The following is an 18785-nucleotide window of genomic DNA, read 5'->3' on the forward strand; positions in this document are numbered from 1 at the left end:
CCCAACCTGATTGATGTGGATTTAATATTTTGAGACCCCAGCACCAAATGCCGGCTGCCCCACGTCATGAACTGCGCAATACGCGCAATCAGGGTATGACCTTTCTGGCGCTAGCCTTTCTGTTCAGCATCTTCGTGAACCTGCTGATGCTGACCGGGCCGTTGTTCATGCTACAGGTCTATGACCGTGTTCTGGGCTCGCGCGCGGTCGAAACGCTGACGGCACTGTTTCTGCTGGTCGCGCTGCTTTATGGGCTGATGGCCATGCTGGATTTTGCGCGCGGACGTATCGTCGCGCGGTTTGGTGCGCGGTTCCAGTCGCAGCTGGACGCGCGGGTGTTTGACGCCACGCTGCGCCGGTCGCTGAACCCACAGGCCCGTGCAGCCCCGGCAACGGCACTGCGCGATCTCGAGTCGATCCAGAACCTGTGTGCCTCCCCGGTTTTGCTGGCTGTGATGGATATCCCCTGGACCCCGGTGTTTCTGGCCGCAATTTTCATCTTCCACCCGCTGCTGGGCTGGCTGGCCGTCGCGGGCGGCGGGTTGCTGATCGTGATTGCGCTGCTGAATCAGGCCCTGACCCGCCGCAAAGTGGCCGAGGCGCAGGCCGCATCAGCGCGCGCGAACGCCTTTTCCGAACATGCGCGTCAGGCGGCCGAAGTTGTCCGCTCGCAAGGGATGCAGCAGGACGTGACGCTGCGCTGGCTGAACCAGCGCTCGGACGCGCTGCGCCAGACCATTGCGGCCAGTGACTGGACCGGCAGCTTTACCTCGCTAACCAAATCCCTGCGCCTGTTCCTGCAATCGGCCATGCTGGCGCTTGGGGCCTGGCTGGTGTTGCAGAACGAGCTTTCACCCGGTGCGATGATTGCCGGATCGATCCTGCTGGGCCGCGCGCTGGCGCCCGTCGAACAATCAATCGGACAATGGGGCATGGTCGAAAAGGCCCGCACCGCCTGGACCTCGCTAAACCAGTTTCTGGACCACACCCCGCCCGAGGCTGAACGGACCAAGCTGCCGACCCCTGCTGCGCAACTGGCGGCAAAGGGGCTGACGGTCATCCCGCCGGGTGCCACTGCACCGACCTTGCGCAATGTCACGCTGAACCTTGAACCCGGAACAGCGCTTGGTGTGATAGGCAAAAGCGGGTCGGGCAAGACCACTCTGGCCAAGGCTTTGCTGGGTCTCTGGCACCCCGCCGCGGGTGAAATTCGTCTGGGCGGGGCCACGCTGGACCAATATGACCCTAACGATCTGGGTCAGCACATCGGGTATCTGCCGCAGCAAGTGACCCTGTTCAACGGATCGGTGGCCGAGAACATTGCGCGCATGTCACAGAACCCCGATTCTCAGGCCGTGGTCGATGCCGCCAAAAAGGCGAACGCGCACGAACTGATCCTGTCGCTGGAAAAGGGCTATGACACGTTTCTGGAAGGCAATGACAGTCAGTTGTCGGGCGGTCAGAAACAGCGGATCGCACTGGCCCGCGCCCTTTATGGGGATCCGGTATTGTTGATTCTGGACGAGCCGAACTCGGCGCTGGACGCAGACGGAACCGAGGCGCTGAATGCCGCTGTGCGGGGGCTGAAAGCCGCCGGGAAGTCGGCGATCATCATGACGCACCGGCCGCAGGCGATCTCGGAATGTGACAATCTGGCGGTGGTCGAGAAGGGGCAAGTGGTCAAGTTCGGCACCCGCGACGAGGTTCTGAATGCCATGGTCCAGAATGCCGGGGCGATCAAACGAAACCTCAGCCAGGTGACTTCGAGATGACGGACACTTCGAAACCGGATGGGCGTTCCGCGTGGCGGATCACCCTGCCTGCCTTGGTCGGTTTTGCTGCGCTGTTTTTTCTGGTGGGCGTGCTTGGTGTCTGGAGCGTCACGCAACGTCTGGCCGGGGCCATCGTTTCGTCCGGTGTGATCGAGGTGCAAAGCAACCGTCAGGTCATTCAGCACCCCGACGGCGGTGTGGTCGGCGAAATTTTCGTGCGCGACGGGGCCGTTGTCTCCAGCGGCGATTTGCTGCTGCGGCTGGATGACACCTTCCTGTCGTCGGAAAAGACCATTGTCGAAGCGCAGCTGTTCGAGCTGCTGGCCCGCCGTGCCCGGCTTGAGGCCGAACGCGATAATGCCGCGCCCGAAGACCTGGCCACCCGTCTGCGCGAGGTTCAACAGGAAAACGGCATCGCCCCGGACCTGATCGACGGGCAACAACGCCTGTTCGACGCGCGGCTGAACACCTTGGCCCAGCAGACCGAACAGCTGAGCAAACAGTTGGTGCAAACCGAAAGCGAGATTGACGGAACCGAAGCGCAGCTTGTCTCGCTGCGCCGTCAGGTCGATCTGATCCAGCAAGAGCTTGAGGATCAGCAAAGCCTGCTGGACCGCGGCCTGACCCAAGTCAGCCGGGTGCTGGCCCTGCAACGGGAAGAGGCCAACCTGACCGGTGAAATCGGACGGCTTGAGGCCGCAGTGGCCCGCCTGAAAGGTCAGATCGCAGCGACCGAGATTCAAATCCTTGAACTGGCCGCCACCCGCCGGGAAGAGGCGATCACCACCTTGCGCGACGTGCAATCTCAGGTCGCGGAATTGTCGGAACGACGTTTGTCCCTGACCGAGCGTCTGTCACGGCTGGATATCCGTGCACCGGTTTCGGGTACGGTTTACGACAGTCAGGTGTTTGCGCTGCAATCGGTGATCCAACCGGCTGAACCGATGATGTATGTGGTGCCGCAGGACACGCCTTTGGTGGTGGCGGCACGGGTGGACGCGATCCACGTGGATCAGTTGCATGTGGGCCAACCGGTCGCCCTGCGCTTTCCGGCCTTCAACCAGCGGGAAACGCCCGAGATTGACGGGCATGTGATCAACGTCTCAGCCGACACATTCACCGACGATCAGACCGGCTTTACCTTTTACCGGGCCGAGCTTGTGCCGGATGACGGGCAGGTCGAACGCTTGAACGGTCAGGCTTTGCTGCCCGGCATGCCGGTCGAAGCGATGATCAAGACAGACGAGCGCACCCCCCTGTCCTATCTGGTCAAACCGATGTCCGATTACTTCAACCGCGCCTTCCGCGAGTGATCAGCTTTTGACATCACCCGAGAACCGCGCGGCGTTTTCCCTGACAAATGCGCTGGCATCGGCGTCAGCATCCCAGAACTGCGGGTTTGCCTTGGGAATGGTCAGCGCCCTCTGAACCGCAGGGCGCGCGTCGATGCGATCAAACCACGCGTTCAGATGCGGCAGGTCATCCACCTTCACCCGAGCCCATACATACGCCCGCGCCCAAGGATACAGCATCATATCCGCAATCGTGTATTCCCCCGCTGCGATCCAGTCGCGTCCGTTCAGGCGATCATTCATCACCTCCATCAGCCGGCGGCTTTCGTCGACATAGCGGCGGATGGAAAACGGCTCTTTATGGCCGTTCGGGGCGGCGATGTGCTGAAAATACATTGCCTGCCCCATCATCGGCCCAACATGGCCAACCTGAAACAGCATCCACTGCATGACCTCGGACCGCTTGACCGGATCGGACGGCAGGAATTTTCCGTATTTCTCGGCCAGATGCCACAGGATCGCGCCGCTTTCGAAAATCGCCCGCCCTTCGGTCCGGTCTTCGATCGTGGGGATTTTGCCATTGGGGTTCAGGGCCAGAAACTCGGGCGTTTTCTGTTCCTGCTTTGAGAAATTGATATGAGTCAGGTCATAGGGAATACCTGCCTCTTCCAGAAAAATGACAGGTTTGTAACCGTTCATGGTTCCGGCGGTGTACAGATGAATTTCGGCTTGGGACATGGTCATCCTCAGTGCGTTCGGGGTTTGCGGGCGGCCATGCCGGGTCGGGCTTGGCGTATCGTGAACCTGTGAATTGCGGAAAGGAAAAGCAACCAGTATACTTTTTGTAACCTAGTAATCCGGAAAAGGCGCGAAAGATGCGGGCACAGATCAATCAGGACAAAGATGGGCGTCGCATCGCCACCAATGCCTGCGCCGAACCTTGCGCGATAGAACGTGGAATGCGGATCATCGGCGGCAAGTGGACCGGGTCCATTCTGTGGCACCTCAAGGATGGGCCTGTGCGCTTTAACGACCTGTCCCGCATGATCGGAGGTGCCAGCAAGAAGATGATCGCCGAACGCCTCAGGCAGCTTGAACAGCAAGGGCTTATCCACCGACGCGTGATGAACACCGCACCGGTTTCGGTTCAGTATTCGATCACCGCGTTCGGCCAGACAGCATTGGGCTTTCTGGATGAGTTGAGGAAATGGAGCGATCAGTTGCCGCCCGCATTGACAGCGTCCGACCCTACCTCTGAATAACCGCGTTTTCCCAGTCGCTCAGGAATTTCCGCCGTTTCAGCTGATCGAGATAGGTCAGCAATGCAGGGCCCAGAACAATCGTCCCGCGCGCGTTTGCGGCCCCGCCCGATTGCAGCGTCGGCAGCGAGGCCGCGCCGCCCGCGTTTTGCGCGATCAGATAGCGCACGAACAGCTCGGCGGTTTGGGGTTCCGGAGTACCCGCCAAACCCATCGCCGTGCGCATCATTGTGGTTTGGAAATCCGTCGGCAGGATGACCTGCAGCACACCATCCCGATCCGCTCGTCCCGCCGCGTAGCTGCCAAGCACGTTATAGGCAACGGAAATGGTGCCATCCGTCAAATCGTCGATCATCGCACCTGAACAGCAATACAGATGAACGCCGAGGCCTCCCATCACCTCCATCAACCGCCAATAGGTTTCCGAGGCCCGCGCGTCCTGCGTTGCAAACAGATAGCCCAACCCCGAGGCCCGAATATCATAGGTCCCGACCTTGCCGCGAAAATCCTGCGGACGGGCACGCAGGATCTCGATCAACTCCTGTCGGGTTTCGGGGATCGGCCCGCCTTCGAAAGCGGCACGGTTGATTACGATTGAGGCCGGTTCCGAGGTAAACGCAAACAGGCTGTCATGCCATTGCGCCCAGTCCGGATGGGGTATGTCCGTCAGCGGCAGACCAAACCCGTCATTGGCCAGTTTCAACTGCAGGTCCATCGCGCTTGAGATGACGATGTCAAACGCATCCGGGTCGGCGCGGACCAGACGGTCGATATCGGCGGTGGTGGTCACAAGATACTCGATCCCGATCATTGGATTTTCGGAAATGAAACCCTCGATCAGTGGCGCAAACAACACCGTGTCGGTACTGGACAGAACGCGCAGAACCGGACCACCGGCATCCGCGTTGAACACCTGCCGATCTTCCCAGTCCTGAGCCGACACAGCGCAGGGCAACAAAAGAAACGCTAAAGCAATAAGGTAACGCATGCGCCGCCCTCCTGCCGGTTGCTGAGGGTCAGTGTGCCCCCATGCGCCGTCGCCACATCCTGCGCAATCGTCAGACCAAGACCGGATCCGATGGTTCCAATGGCGTTCTGGCCGCGCTCAAACCGGCGGGTCAGCAGGTCAATCTCGTCCGGTGGGAAACCCGGCCCCCGATCGCTGACAGTGACTTTGGGCGGGGTTGTGACCTCGATCCTGACGGTGCTGTCGGCGGGTGCGTATTTCAGCGCGTTGTCGATCATGTTGCGCACCGCATTCTGGATCAGGATAAGATCGCCCGAATAAGGCACCGCCGGATCACCTGTCAGCGACAATGACAGATCCTTCATCTCGGCAATTGGTGTCAGGCGCTGGACCAGATCGCGGATCAGGGTGACCAGATCGATCTCTTCCCGTTCCAGATGATCGGCCCGAAAGGTGATCATCGCATGATCCAGCAACTGCCCCGCCGCGCGTGAACTTTCGTCGATGGCCCGCACCATCGACCGCAACGCCTCGCGGTTTTCTTCCTTTTCCACGCGCTGCAACGTGGCATCCGCATAAGACCGGACCGTTGCCAAAGGGGTACGAACGCGATGCGCGGCCTCGGCAATAAATTCCTCGGACTGGCTCAGCGAGTGGTCCAGCCGCCCCATCAGGGAATTCAGCGACGTCACCAGCGGCGCCATTTCCCGTGGCACCGGTTTTCGGAACGGGCTCAGGTCCTGCGGCCCCCGTCGCGTGACGGATGTGGTCAGCTTGTTCAACTGCCCAATGGTGGTGGAGGTCGCCCAAAAGGACAAGCCGGCGGCCAGGGCAAAGAACCCCAGCCCCAGCAAGGCAGCATTACGCGAGATCTGATCCAGCGTCTCGGCCAGCGCGTCCTGCGTTTGCCCCAAGGCCACTTCTACCTGTGTCCGGGTGCCAAGCCCGACCAAGGTCCGGCTGGCGCTGACCTGCCTAATCGCCTCGCCCCGGACCTGACCCGAGCGGAAGGTCCAGCCACCGTCCGGGGTGCTGTTGGTTACGGGCAAATCGTCATAGCCGGACAAAAGCTGGCCGTCCTGAAAGATTGCATAAAACACCCTGTCATCCGACGGGGTGTTGAGCATGGAAAACGCGGCATAAGGAATATCGACCTCAAGCTCTCCGTCCCGCAGCGCCACGGCATCCAGGATCGAGGTGACCGACGCACCAAGGATATTGTCCTGCCCTTGCTGCGCCACGCGGGCCGCGTAGCTGCGCACGGCAAAGAACAGTAAAAGCGCCAGAATGGCCGCGCCTCCGATCAGGGTCAGCACCAGCCGGTTGCGTAAAGACCCCGAGACGGCAGCGCTAGCGGACATGATCCAACCTGTACCCCAGCCCGCGCAACGTGGTGATCTTCAGGTCCGAGCTTTCAAGATGCTTGCGCAGGCGGCCCACATAGACCTCAATAGCGTTATCCGAGACGTTGTCGTCATAGGAAAACAACCGATCCGCCAGCTTCTGTTTGGAAAACACCTGACCGGGGGCGTTCAGAAACAACTCCAACAGGCGCAGTTCGCGGTTGCGCAGCGACACGGTCTCGGACCCCACACCCAGATGACCCGCGACAGGGTCGAAAACGATCCCACCAATCTCAATCGTCGATTTGGCGATCCCTGATTTGCGCCGCAGCACGGCGCGACAGCGGGCCTCAAGCTCGGCATGATCGAAGGGTTTGGTGACGTAATCATCTGCCCCCAGATCGAGCGATCCGATTCGATCCGACACCTGACTGCGGGCGGTCAGAACGATGACAGGTGTGTCCAGATGACTGGCCCGATGCCGTTTCAGAAAGTCGCGACCGTCGCCGTCGGGCAGCATGATGTCCAGCAGGATCAGGTCATATTCCTCGGTGTCCACATAGGCCGTTGCATCATCCAGTTTCGCTGCATGATCAACGACATGGCCATCCAGCCGCATCCGCGAACTGATCGCATTCGCGAGGTCCATATTGTCTTCGACCAGCAGGAATTTCATGAGGCGTAAGCAGTATTTTCGCGCGTGACAGGTTGATGTCAGGTTGATGTGTTTTTCTTGACGATAATCTGAGCCGCCAAGCGGCCGGTTGTCAAATGGGAGGAAAACATGACGACATTCAAACTGGGCCGTCGCGCCCTGATCGCGGCTGTGGCCGCTGTTGGTCTTGCAGGGCCGACATTCGCGGATGAGGTTGTAGACAGCATCCACTTTCTGATCCCCGGCGGCGCAGGCGGCGGCTGGGACGGCACCGCGCGTGGAACCGGCGAGGCGTTGACCAAAGCGGGCCTTGTGGGCACCGCGTCTTACGAGAACATGTCGGGCGGCGGCGGCGGTAAAGCCATCGGTTATCTGATCGAAAACGCCGAAAGCAACCACGGCACGTTGATGGTGAACTCGACCCCCATCGTGATCCGCTCGCTGACCGGGGTGTTCCCGCACAACTTCCGCGACCTGACGCTGGTGTCCGGCACGATCGGCGACTACGCGGCCATTGTTGTCGGCAAGGACAGCCCGATCAACTCGATGGCGGACCTGCTGGCGGCTTATGACGCCGACCCGGGTGCAACGGCCATCGGCGGCGGCTCGGTCCCGGGCGGAATGGATCATCTGGTTGCGGCCATGGTGATGGAAGCGGCTGGCAAAGACGCGCTCGGCGTCAAATACATCCCGTATGACGCAGGCGGCAAAGCCATGGCAGCCCTGCTGTCGGGTGAGATCGCAGCACTGTCGACCGGTTTCTCGGAAGCCGTCGATCTGGCAAATGCAGGCGAGGTGAAGATCATCGGCGTGACTGCGGATGAGCGTGTGGACGCAGCGCCTGACGCGCAGACCATGATGGAACAGGGCATCGACACCACCTTTGTCAACTGGCGCGGCTTCTTCGCGGCCCCCGGCCTGCCCGAGGACAAGCTGGCCGCCTATCAGGACGCCATCGCCAAGATGTATGACACCCCCGAATGGGAAGAAGTACGCGCGCGCAATGGTTGGGTGAACATCCACAATTCAGGCGACGATTTCTCGGCCTTTCTCGAGCAGCAGGAACAGCAAATCAGCGATCTGATGAAAAAGCTGGGCTTCCTGTAAGCACCACCCATGGCAGAGCGGTTCGCCGCTCTGCCACACAAAAAGAACACGTAAGGGAGGGGATGTCATGGCGCTGGATCGCTGGATCGCGCTTGTTTTGCTTGGGGTCTGTCTGACCTATGGCTATGCCGCCTGGTTTACGATGGATGGCAGCCTGCCCCCCTTCATGCAGCGCAACCCTATTTGGCCAAGCACCTTCCCCAAAGTGCTGTCGATACTGGGCATCATCGCCTGCGTAATCATCCTGCTGGGGTTCGAAAAGTCCGAGCCGAAAGAGGCTGATATCGATTACCGGCGTCTGGCGGAGTATCATCTTGATCAAGCTTTGATGCTGCTGGCCCTGATGGTGATCTATGCCCTGTGCCTGCGGCCTGTTGGCTTTCTGATCTCAACCTCCGCCTTCCTGATCCTCGGCTCGTTCATTCTGGGCGAGCGCAAGTGGCATATCATGCTGCCTGTTGCCTTCATCGCCACCGGCGCGGTCTGGTATCTGGTTCAGGAAGTCCTTGGCATCTACATGCGCCCCCTGCCGGGCATTTTCGGAGGCTGATATGCTCGAAGGACTTCTGATCGGCCTGCAAACGGCATTCTCAATCCAAAACCTTCTGATGGTCATCGCGGGCTGTCTGATCGGCACCTTCATCGGCATGCTTCCCGGCCTTGGGCCGATGTCGATCATCGCCATCATGATCCCGGTTGCGATTTCGATGGGCGATCCGTCGGCGGCGCTGATCCTTCTGGCGGGCGTCTATTATGGCGCGATCTTTGGCGGCTCGACCTCATCCATTTTGCTGAACGCGCCGGGGGTCGCGGGCACCGTGGCTTCCAGCTTCGATGGCTACCCGCTGGCGCGGCAAGGCAAGGCCGGCAAAGCGCTGACCATCGCCGCCATCGCCAGTTTCGCAGGCGGCACATTGGGGGCCATTCTGCTGATGGTCTTCGCCCCTGCCCTGTCCTCGGTCGCGCTGCTGTTCCATTCGGCCGAATACTTCGCCCTGATGGTTGTGGGCCTGTCTGCCATTGCGGCCTTTGCCGGGTCGGGTCAGGTGGCCAAGGCGCTGATCATGACGATCCTCGGCCTGATCATGGCAACCGTCGGCGAAGGCGCTTTGTTCAACCTGCCCCGCTTCACCATGGGGATCATGGACCTGCAATCCGGCTTTGGCTTCATCACGCTGGCCATGGCGATGTTCGCCCTGCCCGAGGCGCTGTTTCTGGTTCTGAAACCCAAGGACCTGCAAGGCGATGACGGAGAGATCAAAGACCTGCGCATCACCAAAGACGAGGCCAAAGCCATCGCGCCCGTGATCGGTCGCCAATCGGTGCAAGGTTTCTTCATCGGCGTTCTGCCGGGGGCCGGGGCCACGATCGCCAGCTTCCTCGGCTATGCGGTCGAGCGCAACATCGCGCCGAAGCAGGAACAGGACGAGTTCGGCAAAGGATCGATTAAGGGCCTCGCCGCACCTGAATCCGCCAACAACGCGGCCTGCACAGGGTCGTTCGTGCCGCTGCTGACGCTGGGCATTCCGGGGTCCGGGACCACGGCCATCCTGCTGGGTGCGCTGATCGCTTTGAACGTGACCCCCGGCCCGCGCCTGATGCTGGACGAGCCACAGATCTTCTGGGCGGTCATCATGTCGATGTTCATCGGCAATCTGGTTCTGCTGATCCTGAACCTGCCGCTGATCCCCTACATCGCCAAAGTGCTGGCCGTGCCGCGCAACTACCTGATCCCGTTCATCCTGTTTTTCACCCTGATGGGGGCCTATATCGGCCAGAACAACGCGACCGAGTTGCTGATCCTCGTCGGTTTCGGCATCTGTGCCACCGCGTTGAAATTCGCGGACTACCCCCTCGCCCCGCTTCTGATCGGGTTCATCCTCGGCGGGATGATGGAGGACAACTTTGCCCGCTCGATGCAGCTGTATGACGGCATCGCCTTCATCTGGGAACGCCCGATGACGCTGGGCCTGCTGGTGATCGCCGTCCTTCTGGTGCTGCTGCCCAGCTACCGCGCACGCCGGGCCAAGGCGCGGGCGGCCGGTGTTGCTGATGGCGACTGACCCTTTGGCCGGCATCCGCGTTCTGGATTTGACGAACGTGCTTGCCGGCCCCTATTGCTGTTATCAGCTCGCGCTGATGGGGGCCGAAGTGATCAAGGTCGAGCGCCCCGGTTCCGGCGATCTGGCCCGTGTGCTGGGGGCTGACCCGGACCGCAACAAGGCCGGGATGGGGATCAGTTTTCTGGCCCAGAACGCGGCGAAGAAATCCGTCACTTTGGACATGAAATCCGAACGCGGCAAGGCGCTGCTGAAACGGCTTGTTCGCACGGCGGATGTTCTGGTCGAGAATTTCCGGCCCGGCGTGATGGATCGTTTGGGTCTGGGCTATGAGGTCCTGAAGGCCGAAAACCCCCGCCTGATCTACTGCGCCATCAGCGGGTTCGGGCAGGACGGGCCGCGCCGCGACGACCCGGCCTATGACCAGATCGTGCAGGGCATCAGCGGGGTCATGTCGATCACCGGCGCGCCGGACACCGCCCCTTATCGCGTCGGATATCCATTGGCCGATACGGTCGGCGGGCTGACAGCGGCCTTCGCCATCACATCCGCCCTGAACGCCACCCCGCGCGGCGCGTTTCTGGATGTCGCGATGACCGAGGCGGTGATTTCCACAATGGGCTGGGTCGTGTCAAATTACCTGATCGGCGGCGTGACGCCCGCCGCGCATGGCAATGAGAACACAACCTCGGCCCCGTCCGGTACATTTGCCACCGCAGACAGCCCGATCAACATCGCCGCCAACCGGGATGAACAATGGCAGGCCCTGGCCCGGCACCTGGGTCGGGCCGATCTTCTGGACAATCCGGACTACGCAACCCGCGAGGATCGGAAGAAAAACCGCCATGCCTTGCGCGCGGAGTTAGAGCGCACGCTGACCACGCGGCCAGCAAAAGAATGGGTGCAGGAGTTGAATGGCCTTGGGGTGCCCACCGGGCAGGTTCTGACCGTCGCCGATGCGCTCGACGACCCGCAATTGGCAGGGCGTGGTCTGATCGGGCCTCTAGACGTGCAGGGCGAGAACCTGCACCTAGCTGGCAGCCCGGTTGTCATGGACGGCACACGCAACCACCCAGAAACCGCGCCGCCGGATTTGGGGGCGGACAATGCCGCCATCTGGTCCGCGCTTGGCCTGACCCAGTCCGAGATCGACGCCCTGCAACGGGAGGGCGTGATTTGAGCGACGTCTCCGACTGGTGGAAAACCGCGATCATCGACATGGAACCGGGCCGGATTGAGTTGCGCGGCGAGCCGATCCAGGACCTGATCGGCACCCTAAGTTTCGCTGAGATGATCTGGTTCATGCTGCGCGGCGACAGACCTAGCCCGGCGCAGGCCCATCTGTTCGAAGCCGCGCTGGTGGCCGCCGTGGATCACGGCCCGCAAGCGCCCTCAATCGCAGCGGCCCGAATGGCGGTGACCTGCGGTCTGCCCCTGAACAACGCCATGGCCAGCGCGGTCAACATGTTGGGGGACGTGCATGGCGGGGCCGGAGAGCAGGCGGTGCAGCTTTATCACTTTGTCGTGGATCACACGCAGGATCTGCCGGGCGCATTGGATGACTGGATCACCACCCACGGAAAGATTCTGCCCGGTTTCGGCCACCGTTTTCACACCCCAACCGACCCGCGCGCCCCGCGCCTGATGCAGTTGGTTGCTGAAGCCGTCGATCAAGGGGCATGCAGCGGGGATTTCATGCGGATCGGGCAGGCGATCGAGGGCGAACTTGCGCATCGCAAGGGCAATCCCGTTCCAATGAACATCGATGGTGCTACGGCGGTTATATATGCCGAACTCGGCTTTGGGCCGCCGCTGGCGCGCGGTTTGTTCTGTCTGTCCCGCTCGGTCGGTATTCTGGCCCACGCTTGGGAACAGATGCAGCAAGGCGGGCGCAACAAGGGGCCGACGCCGCCACACTACCGATGGACCTATCTGAAAGACGAATAGCGAAACGCCCTATTCCAGCGAGACCCAAAGCACCTTTGCATCTTCCTCGCTGGTCGAAATACAGCCGTGTCCCATCCCACTGTCATAATAAAGCGAATCCCCCGCCTTCATCGGCAGCGGGCGGTAGTGTTCCGAGATAAAGATCAACTCGCCGCTGAGGACATACATGAACTCTTCCCCGGAATGGCGCACCCACTGGTCGAACTCAGAAATATCGCGCGCGCGGATCGTGGCGACATAGGGCAACATGCGCTTGCTGGTCAGTTCCGAGCACAAAAGCTCGTGCAGGTAGGTTGCGGTTTCGCGCATCTCGCCCGCGCCCTTGGGTGTGAAATCGCGACGACCCGTGAGGCCGGACTGACCGGATTGCACGAACAGTTGTGGCGGGTTCATGTCCAGTGCCTGAGTCAGGCGGCGCACGATCTCGAAACTGGGTTTGGTCTGGTTGTTTTCGATCTTCGATAGGGTCGAGCGACCGATTCCCGCGGCGCGCCCGGCCTCTTCCAAAGTCCAGCCTTTTTCGCGGCGCGCATCGCGAATTGACCGCCCCAATGCGGCCCCTTCGCCCTCTTCCTCGTGGGTGGACGCCTCAATCCGTTGGTCTTCGCCCATAAAAATCTCCCTATTTTATTGAAGGTTACCGAGTCTCCGATCATCTCGCAACTTCACAAAAGTGAGAAGGATGTTGCCTTGGGGGAACTTTTTCCACTATAGGAAACAAAGTTTCGAACCGAGGATTCGGTTATCGAGGAGGAGAAAATGTTCAAAACACCGCTGCACGAAGCCGATCCCGTTATCGCCACATCGATTGCCCGCGAAGGCACCCGTCAGGCTGAACAGATCGAATTGATCGCATCCGAGAACATCGTTTCCCAGGCTGTGATCGACGCGCAGGGCTCAGTCCTGACCAACAAATACGCCGAAGGTTATCCGGGCCGCCGCTATTATGGCGGGTGCGAATATGTGGATGAGGTCGAGCAGGAAGCCATCGACCGGCTGAAGCAGCTGTTCGGGTGTGAATACGCAAACGTCCAGCCGCATTCCGGCGCGCAGGCCAATGGCGCGGTCAAGCTGGCCCTGCTCAGCCCCGGTGATACGATCCTTGGCATGTCGCTGGATGCAGGCGGCCACCTGACCCACGGTGCGAAGCCCGCGCAATCCGGCAAGTGGTTTCGCCCGGTCCAGTACGGCCTGACCGATGCGGGGCTGATTGACTACGATCAGGTCGCGGCGCTGGCCAAGGCCGAAAAGCCCAAGCTGATCATCGCCGGTGCATCGGCCTATTCTCAGAAGATCGATTTTGCCCGTTTCCGCGCCATTGCCGATGAGGTCGGCGCATGGCTGCTGGCCGACATGGCCCATATTGCCGGTTTGGTTGCGACGGGCCTGCACCCCTCGCCCATCGGACATGCCCATGTGGTGACTTCGACCACCCATAAAACCCTGCGCGGTCCACGTGGCGGGATCATCCTGACCAATGACGAAGCGCTGGCGAAAAAGATCAACTCGGCCGTGTTCCCCGGTTTGCAGGGCGGCCCCCTGATGCATGTCATCGCAGGCAAGGCCGTCGCGTTCGGAGAGGCGCTGCAGCCCGAGTTCAAAATCTACATGCAGCGCGTGGTCGACAGCGCAGCGGCCCTGGCCAATGTGATGATGGCGCGCGGGTGTGACATCGTTTCCGGCGGGACGGAAAACCACCTGATGCTGGTCGATCTGCGCCCCATCGGCGTGACCGGCAAAGACGCCGAAGCCGCGCTGGAACGGGCTGGGTTCACTTGCAACAAGAACAGCGTGCCGGGTGATCCCGAGAAACCCACCGTGACAAGCGGCATCCGACTGGGCACCGCAGCTGGCTGCAGCCGGGGCTTTGGCCCCGAAGAGTTCAAGCAGATCGGCCACCTGATCGGCGACGTGCTGGATGCGCTGGCACAATCCCCCGACGGTGACGAAGCGATTGAACAAGCCACCCGCCGGAAAGTCCGCGCGATCTGCGCCAGCCACCCGATCTACTGAAAGACCAAGACATGATCTACGACCTGATTGTCATCGGCGGCGGGCCGGGCGGCTATGTTGCAGCCATTCGCGCGGCTCAGCTGGGCATGAAAGTGGCCTGCGTCGAAGGGCGCGGGGCCCTCGGCGGAACCTGCCTGAACGTGGGGTGCATCCCCTCCAAAGCGTTGCTGACCTCCTCGGCCAAATATGCCGATATTGCACATCTCTCCTCCCATGGCATTGCGGTCGAGGGGGCCAGCATCGACGTGGGCGCGATGATGGGACGCAAGGACAAGATTGTTGGCGATCTGACCAAGGGCATCGCGTTTCTGTTCCAGAAAAACGGCGTTGAACTGATCGAGGGCTGGGCCAGCATTCCCGCCGATGGGCAGGTAAAGGTTGGTGACACGGTCTACGAGGCCAAAAACATCCTGATCGCAACAGGGTCCGAGCCGACCCCCCTGCCGGGGATCGAGATTGACGAACAGGATATCCTCAGCTCGACCGGCGCAATTGCTTTGGACGCGGTGCCCGATCATCTGGTGGTGGTCGGTGCGGGCGTCATCGGGTTGGAACTGGGTCAGGTCTGGGCGCGGCTTGGGGCCAAGGTCACGGTGGTCGAATATCTCGACCGTGTTCTGCCGGGCATCGATGGCGAAATTGCCAAACTGGCGCAGCGCGCCTTGTCGAAACGCGGGCTGAAGTTTCAGCTTGGCCGGGCCCTGAAGTCCATCGACAAAAGCGATGGGGGATTGACCCTGACGCTGGACCGGGTCGGCAAGGACAAGGAAGAGGTGATCGAGGCCGACAAGGTTCTGATCGCCGTTGGCCGCCGCCCCGTCACACGCGGGCTTGGGCTGGAAGATCTGGGCGTCGCGCTGGACCCGCGTGGGTTTGTTCAGGTCGATGGCACCTTCCGCACATCGGTTCCCGGCATCTATGCCATCGGCGATTGCATCCCCGGACCGATGCTGGCGCATAAGGCCGAAGAAGACGGCGTTGCCTGCGTCGAGATGCTGGCTGGTGAAGCAGGCCATGTGGATTACAACACCGTTCCCGGCGTGGTTTACACCGACCCCGAGGTCGCCTCGGTTGGACTGACTGAAGAGGCGCTGAAAGAGGCGGGCACCGAATACGCGGTCGGCAAGTTCGCTTTCATGGCCAACTCGCGCGCCCGTTCGACCGGAGAAACCGACGGCGCGGTCAAGGTTCTGGCTGATCCGAACGGCAAAATCCTGGGTGCGCATATCTGCGGTGCCCATGGCGGCGATCTGATTGCCGAACTGGTTCTGGCCATGACCAAAGACGCAACCGTGTCCGAGGTCGCCTCCACCTGTCATGCACACCCAGCCATGGGCGAGGCGGTCAAAGAAGCCTGCCTTGACGCCATGGGCCGCGCGATTCACGCGTTGAAGGGACCAGCCAGATGACCATCCAGCTTCGCCCTCGCCACCCGGAAAAGGCCAAGAAGGCCGACAGCGCCATTCCGCGCAAGCCCAAATGGATTCGCCGGAAAAAGATCGAGGGGCTTGAGTATTACGAAACCCGCCGCCTGATGCGTGACCACAATCTGGCGACGGTGTGTGAAGAGGCCGCCTGCCCCAATATCGGCGAATGCTGGTCGAAACGCCACGCCACCATGATGATCATGGGCGAGGTCTGCACCCGTGGCTGTTCCTTCTGCAATGTCGCTACCGGTCGCCCCGACGCGCTGGATGCGTTCGAGCCGGGGCGCGTTGCGGCGGCGGTGAAAAAGCTGGGCCTGCGCCATGTGGTCATCACCTCGGTGGACCGCGATGATCTGGACGATGGCGGAGCCGGGCATATCGCCCAGACCATCCGCGCTGTACGCCACCAGAACCCCGGCACCACGGTCGAGGTTCTGACGCCTGATTTCCTGGGCAAGGGCGATGCCGCCGACACCGTGTTCGCGGCTGCCCCGGATGTGTTCAACCACAATCTCGAAACCGTGCCGCATCTGTATCCGACGGTTCGGCCCGGTGCGCGGTACTATGCGTCGCTGCGTTTGCTGGACGATGCCAAGCGCGCAAATCCCGAGATTTTCACCAAATCCGGCCTGATGGTTGGTCTGGGCGAAAGCCTAAACGACGTGCGGCAGGTGATGGATGATCTGCGCGCGGCACAGGTCGATTTCCTGACCGTCGGCCAATACCTGCAGCCGACCCCGAAACATCACCCGATCGACCGGTTCTGGTCACCGGAGGAGTTTGCCCAACTGGAACAGATCGCACGGTCCAAGGGCTTTTTGCACGTGTCAGCCACTCCGCTGACCCGGTCGTCGTTCCACGCGGACGAAGATTTTGCCGCCCTCAGGCAGGCCCGCCAGCGGGCCCTCGCCAAAGGGGCATAAACCAACGCTATCGGGAGGGAGAAACCATGGAAGCGTTAAATTCAATCGTAGGGGCCATCAATGGCGTCGTGTGGGGGCCGCTGATGCTGGTCCTCATCCTTGGCGTCGGCTTCTTCTTGCAGGTGGGGCTGAAATTCATGCCGATCCTGCGCATTGGCACGGGCTTCAGCCTGCTGTTCAAAGGCCGTGAGGGTCAGGGCGAAGGGCAGATCAGCCCGTTCAACGCACTGATGACCTCGCTGTCGGCAACCATCGGCACGGGGAACATTGCCGGTGTGGCCACTGCTGTCTTCCTGGGCGGTCCGGGCGCCTTGTTCTGGATGTGGATGACCGCCCTGGTGGGCATGGCCACCAAATATGCCGAAGCCGTCTGCGCGGTGAAATACCGTGAAAAGGACGAACTGGGCAACTATGTCGGCGGCCCGATGTACTACATCAAAAACGGTCTGGGCGCGAAATGGGCCTGGTTGGGAGTTGCGTTCGCCTTGTTCGGCGCAATCGCAGCCTTCGGCATCGGCAACGGCGTGCAGGCCAACGGTGTGGCGCAGGTTCTGGAATCGAACTTCGGCCTGAACTCCTCGGTCACCGGCGTGGTTCTGATGGTTCTGACCGCAGCCGTGATCCTGGGTGGCATCACCCGCATCGGTGCGGTTGCCGGTAAACTGGTTCCGTTCATGGCGGTCGCCTACATCGTCGCCGGTCTGCTGGTTCTGCTTATCAACATTGGCAACATTGGCAACGCCCTGTCGCTGGTCTTTACCTATGCCTTCACCCCGTCCGCCGCCGAAGGCGGTTTCGCGGGTGCCGCCGTCTGGGCCGCGATCCGCTTTGGTGTGGCGCGTGGTGTGTTCTCGAACGAAGCCGGTCTGGGCTCGGCCCCAATCGCACATGCCGCAGCCGAGACCAAAGGTCCGGTTAATCAGGGCCTGATCGCGATGCTGGGCACGTTCATCGACACCATCATCGTCTGCTCGATCACCGGCCTGGCAATCATCTCGTCTGGTGCTTGGACATCGGGTGAGTCCGGTGCAGCGCTCACCAGCCACGCCTTTGAACTGTCGCTGCCGGGTATCGGCGGGTATCTGATCGCCATCGCTCTGTCGATCTTCGCCTTCACCACCATCCTCGGCTGGTCCTTCTACGGTGAAAAATGCGTCGAGTTCCTGCTGGGCGTCAAATCGCTGATCCCCTACCGCGTCCTGTGGATTGTGATGATCTATTTCGGCGCAACTGCGGATCTGGGCTTCATCTGGCTGCTGGCAGACACGCTGAACGCCATGATGGCCATTCCGAACCTGATCGCCCTGGCCCTGCTGAGCCCGATCGTCTTCAAGCTGACGAAAGAGTTCTTTGCCAGCGGAGGCCAGTCGGAAGAGCCCGGCGGTACGCCTGCCGAATAATCCCGGCCCTTGCAAAAACGGGGGGCCAACCCGGCCCCCCGCCTTTGAAACAGATTTCCCTATCTCGAGGAGAGACGTGATGGCGACGAAAATACTGCTGCCAATCGATCACACTGACGACCGCTCGTGGAAGACTGCGCTGCCGGTCGCGTTGGAACAGGCGAAATTCTACGGTGCCGAACTGCATGCGGTGGCCGTCATCCCCGAGATCATCCAGCTGCCGAACCTGCCTGCCAACTATGGCGCGGGTGCCAAAGACCACGTGCGCGGCGCGGTTCAGGCCATTCTGGATCACGGCAATGCCTCGGACGTGCCGGTGCATATCGAAGAAGGCAGCGTCTACCGCGAAATCCTGAAGCTGGCCCATAAGGACGGCTTTGACCTGATCGTCATGGCATCGACCAAGGGCGATTTCCCGAATTATGAGATTGGCCCGAACCTGGCCCGAGTGGTGCGCAACGCGCATTGCACCGTCATGGTCGTTCGCGACCAGTCCCGCTGATTGAAAGGTGAGAATTATGTCCGACATGAAACGCACGCCCTTGTACGCCTTGCACGTTGAGTTGGGAGGTAAGCTGGTTGATTTTGCGGGCTGGGAGATGCCTGTTCAGTATCCGATG

General features: G+C 61.1%; 18 protein-coding genes. 13 read left to right on the forward strand and 5 right to left on the reverse strand.

From position 1 onward, the window contains the following. The first annotated feature begins 47 nt into the window (after window positions 1-47). Both ACR0KJ_RS18530 and ACR0KJ_RS18535 read left to right on the forward strand, forming a co-directional pair. The gene (locus tag ACR0KJ_RS18530; protein WP_480627374.1) at window positions 48-1772 is read left to right on the forward strand and encodes a type I secretion system permease/ATPase; all 1725 of its coding nucleotides are present in this window, start codon (window positions 48-50) and stop codon (window positions 1770-1772) included. Continuing rightward, window positions 1769-3085, forward strand: a complete 1317-nt coding sequence (locus ACR0KJ_RS18535; RefSeq protein ID WP_170524551.1) for an HlyD family type I secretion periplasmic adaptor subunit — start codon at window positions 1769-1771, stop codon at window positions 3083-3085. The genes ACR0KJ_RS18530 and ACR0KJ_RS18535 overlap by 4 nt, the downstream gene beginning before the upstream one ends. On the opposite strand, the gene ACR0KJ_RS18540 is transcribed toward ACR0KJ_RS18535, so the two are convergent. Beyond that, window positions 3086-3802: a glutathione S-transferase N-terminal domain-containing protein gene (locus tag ACR0KJ_RS18540; RefSeq protein WP_170524553.1), complete on the reverse strand. Its 717-nt coding sequence runs from the start codon at window positions 3800-3802 to the stop codon at window positions 3086-3088. 137 nt (window positions 3803-3939) lie between these two features. Between ACR0KJ_RS18540 and ACR0KJ_RS18545 the strand changes: the two genes are divergently transcribed. Then, a complete protein-coding gene (locus ACR0KJ_RS18545) occupies window positions 3940-4326 on the forward strand; it encodes a winged helix-turn-helix transcriptional regulator (RefSeq protein ID WP_170524556.1) in 387 nt (128 codons plus the stop codon). Here ACR0KJ_RS18545 and ACR0KJ_RS18550 read toward each other — a convergent pair. The 3 genes from ACR0KJ_RS18550 to ACR0KJ_RS18560 are packed head-to-tail and all read right to left on the reverse strand — an operon-like array spanning window position 4313 to window position 7309. Then, entirely contained in the window at window positions 4313-5311 is a 999-nt protein-coding gene (locus ACR0KJ_RS18550; protein WP_480627375.1) for an ABC transporter substrate-binding protein, read from the reverse strand. The genes ACR0KJ_RS18545 and ACR0KJ_RS18550 overlap by 14 nt on opposite strands. Then, a complete protein-coding gene (locus ACR0KJ_RS18555) occupies window positions 5290-6651 on the reverse strand; it encodes a sensor histidine kinase (protein WP_170456640.1) in 1362 nt (453 codons plus the stop codon). The genes ACR0KJ_RS18550 and ACR0KJ_RS18555 overlap by 22 nt, the downstream gene beginning before the upstream one ends. Next, window positions 6641-7309: a response regulator transcription factor gene (locus ACR0KJ_RS18560; protein ID WP_170456638.1), complete on the reverse strand. Its 669-nt coding sequence runs from the start codon at window positions 7307-7309 to the stop codon at window positions 6641-6643. Before ACR0KJ_RS18560 ends, ACR0KJ_RS18555 begins: the two co-directional genes overlap by 11 nt. Window positions 7310-7417: 108 nt before the next feature. Between ACR0KJ_RS18560 and ACR0KJ_RS18565 the strand changes: the two genes are divergently transcribed. From ACR0KJ_RS18565 to ACR0KJ_RS18585, 5 genes are all read left to right on the forward strand, one after another. Beyond that, complete coding sequence (locus ACR0KJ_RS18565) at window positions 7418-8395, forward strand: tripartite tricarboxylate transporter substrate-binding protein (protein WP_170456636.1); 978 nt, start codon at window positions 7418-7420, stop codon at window positions 8393-8395. A gap of 67 nt (window positions 8396-8462) precedes the next feature. Further along, on the forward strand, window positions 8463-8945 hold the full coding sequence (locus tag ACR0KJ_RS18570; RefSeq protein ID WP_170456634.1) for a tripartite tricarboxylate transporter TctB family protein: 483 nt from the start codon (window positions 8463-8465) through the stop codon (window positions 8943-8945). A gap of 1 nt (window position 8946) precedes the next feature. Continuing rightward, on the forward strand, window positions 8947-10458 hold the full coding sequence (locus tag ACR0KJ_RS18575) for a tripartite tricarboxylate transporter permease (RefSeq protein ID WP_170456632.1): 1512 nt from the start codon (window positions 8947-8949) through the stop codon (window positions 10456-10458). Then, a complete protein-coding gene (locus ACR0KJ_RS18580) occupies window positions 10448-11635 on the forward strand; it encodes a CoA transferase (RefSeq protein ID WP_170456630.1) in 1188 nt (395 codons plus the stop codon). The genes ACR0KJ_RS18575 and ACR0KJ_RS18580 overlap by 11 nt, the downstream gene beginning before the upstream one ends. Continuing rightward, window positions 11632-12402, forward strand: coding sequence for a citryl-CoA lyase (locus ACR0KJ_RS18585; protein WP_480627376.1), 771 nt, complete (start codon window positions 11632-11634; stop codon window positions 12400-12402). The genes ACR0KJ_RS18580 and ACR0KJ_RS18585 overlap by 4 nt, the downstream gene beginning before the upstream one ends. Before the next feature lie 9 nt (window positions 12403-12411). On the opposite strand, the gene ACR0KJ_RS18590 is transcribed toward ACR0KJ_RS18585, so the two are convergent. Further along, window positions 12412-13014 (reverse strand): XRE family transcriptional regulator, encoded by a 603-nt coding sequence (locus ACR0KJ_RS18590; RefSeq protein WP_170456626.1) that lies wholly within the window; start codon window positions 13012-13014, stop codon window positions 12412-12414. A gap of 147 nt (window positions 13015-13161) precedes the next feature. Between ACR0KJ_RS18590 and glyA the strand changes: the two genes are divergently transcribed. From glyA to ACR0KJ_RS18615, 5 genes are all read left to right on the forward strand, one after another. Continuing rightward, the gene (gene glyA / locus ACR0KJ_RS18595) at window positions 13162-14415 is read left to right on the forward strand and encodes a serine hydroxymethyltransferase (RefSeq protein WP_480627377.1); all 1254 of its coding nucleotides are present in this window, start codon (window positions 13162-13164) and stop codon (window positions 14413-14415) included. A gap of 11 nt (window positions 14416-14426) precedes the next feature. Then, entirely contained in the window at window positions 14427-15824 is a 1398-nt protein-coding gene (lpdA, locus tag ACR0KJ_RS18600; RefSeq protein WP_480627378.1) for a dihydrolipoyl dehydrogenase, read from the forward strand. Continuing rightward, on the forward strand, window positions 15821-16765 hold the full coding sequence (gene lipA, locus ACR0KJ_RS18605) for a lipoyl synthase (protein WP_480627379.1): 945 nt from the start codon (window positions 15821-15823) through the stop codon (window positions 16763-16765). Before lpdA ends, lipA begins: the two co-directional genes overlap by 4 nt. A gap of 26 nt (window positions 16766-16791) precedes the next feature. Next, window positions 16792-18165, forward strand: a complete 1374-nt coding sequence (locus ACR0KJ_RS18610; protein WP_480627380.1) for an alanine/glycine:cation symporter family protein — start codon at window positions 16792-16794, stop codon at window positions 18163-18165. 79 nt (window positions 18166-18244) lie between these two features. Next, entirely contained in the window at window positions 18245-18667 is a 423-nt protein-coding gene (locus tag ACR0KJ_RS18615) for a universal stress protein (RefSeq protein ID WP_170456616.1), read from the forward strand. Window positions 18668-18785 lie beyond the last annotated feature (118 nt).

This window comes from Ruegeria sp. AD6 (assembly GCF_056542325.1).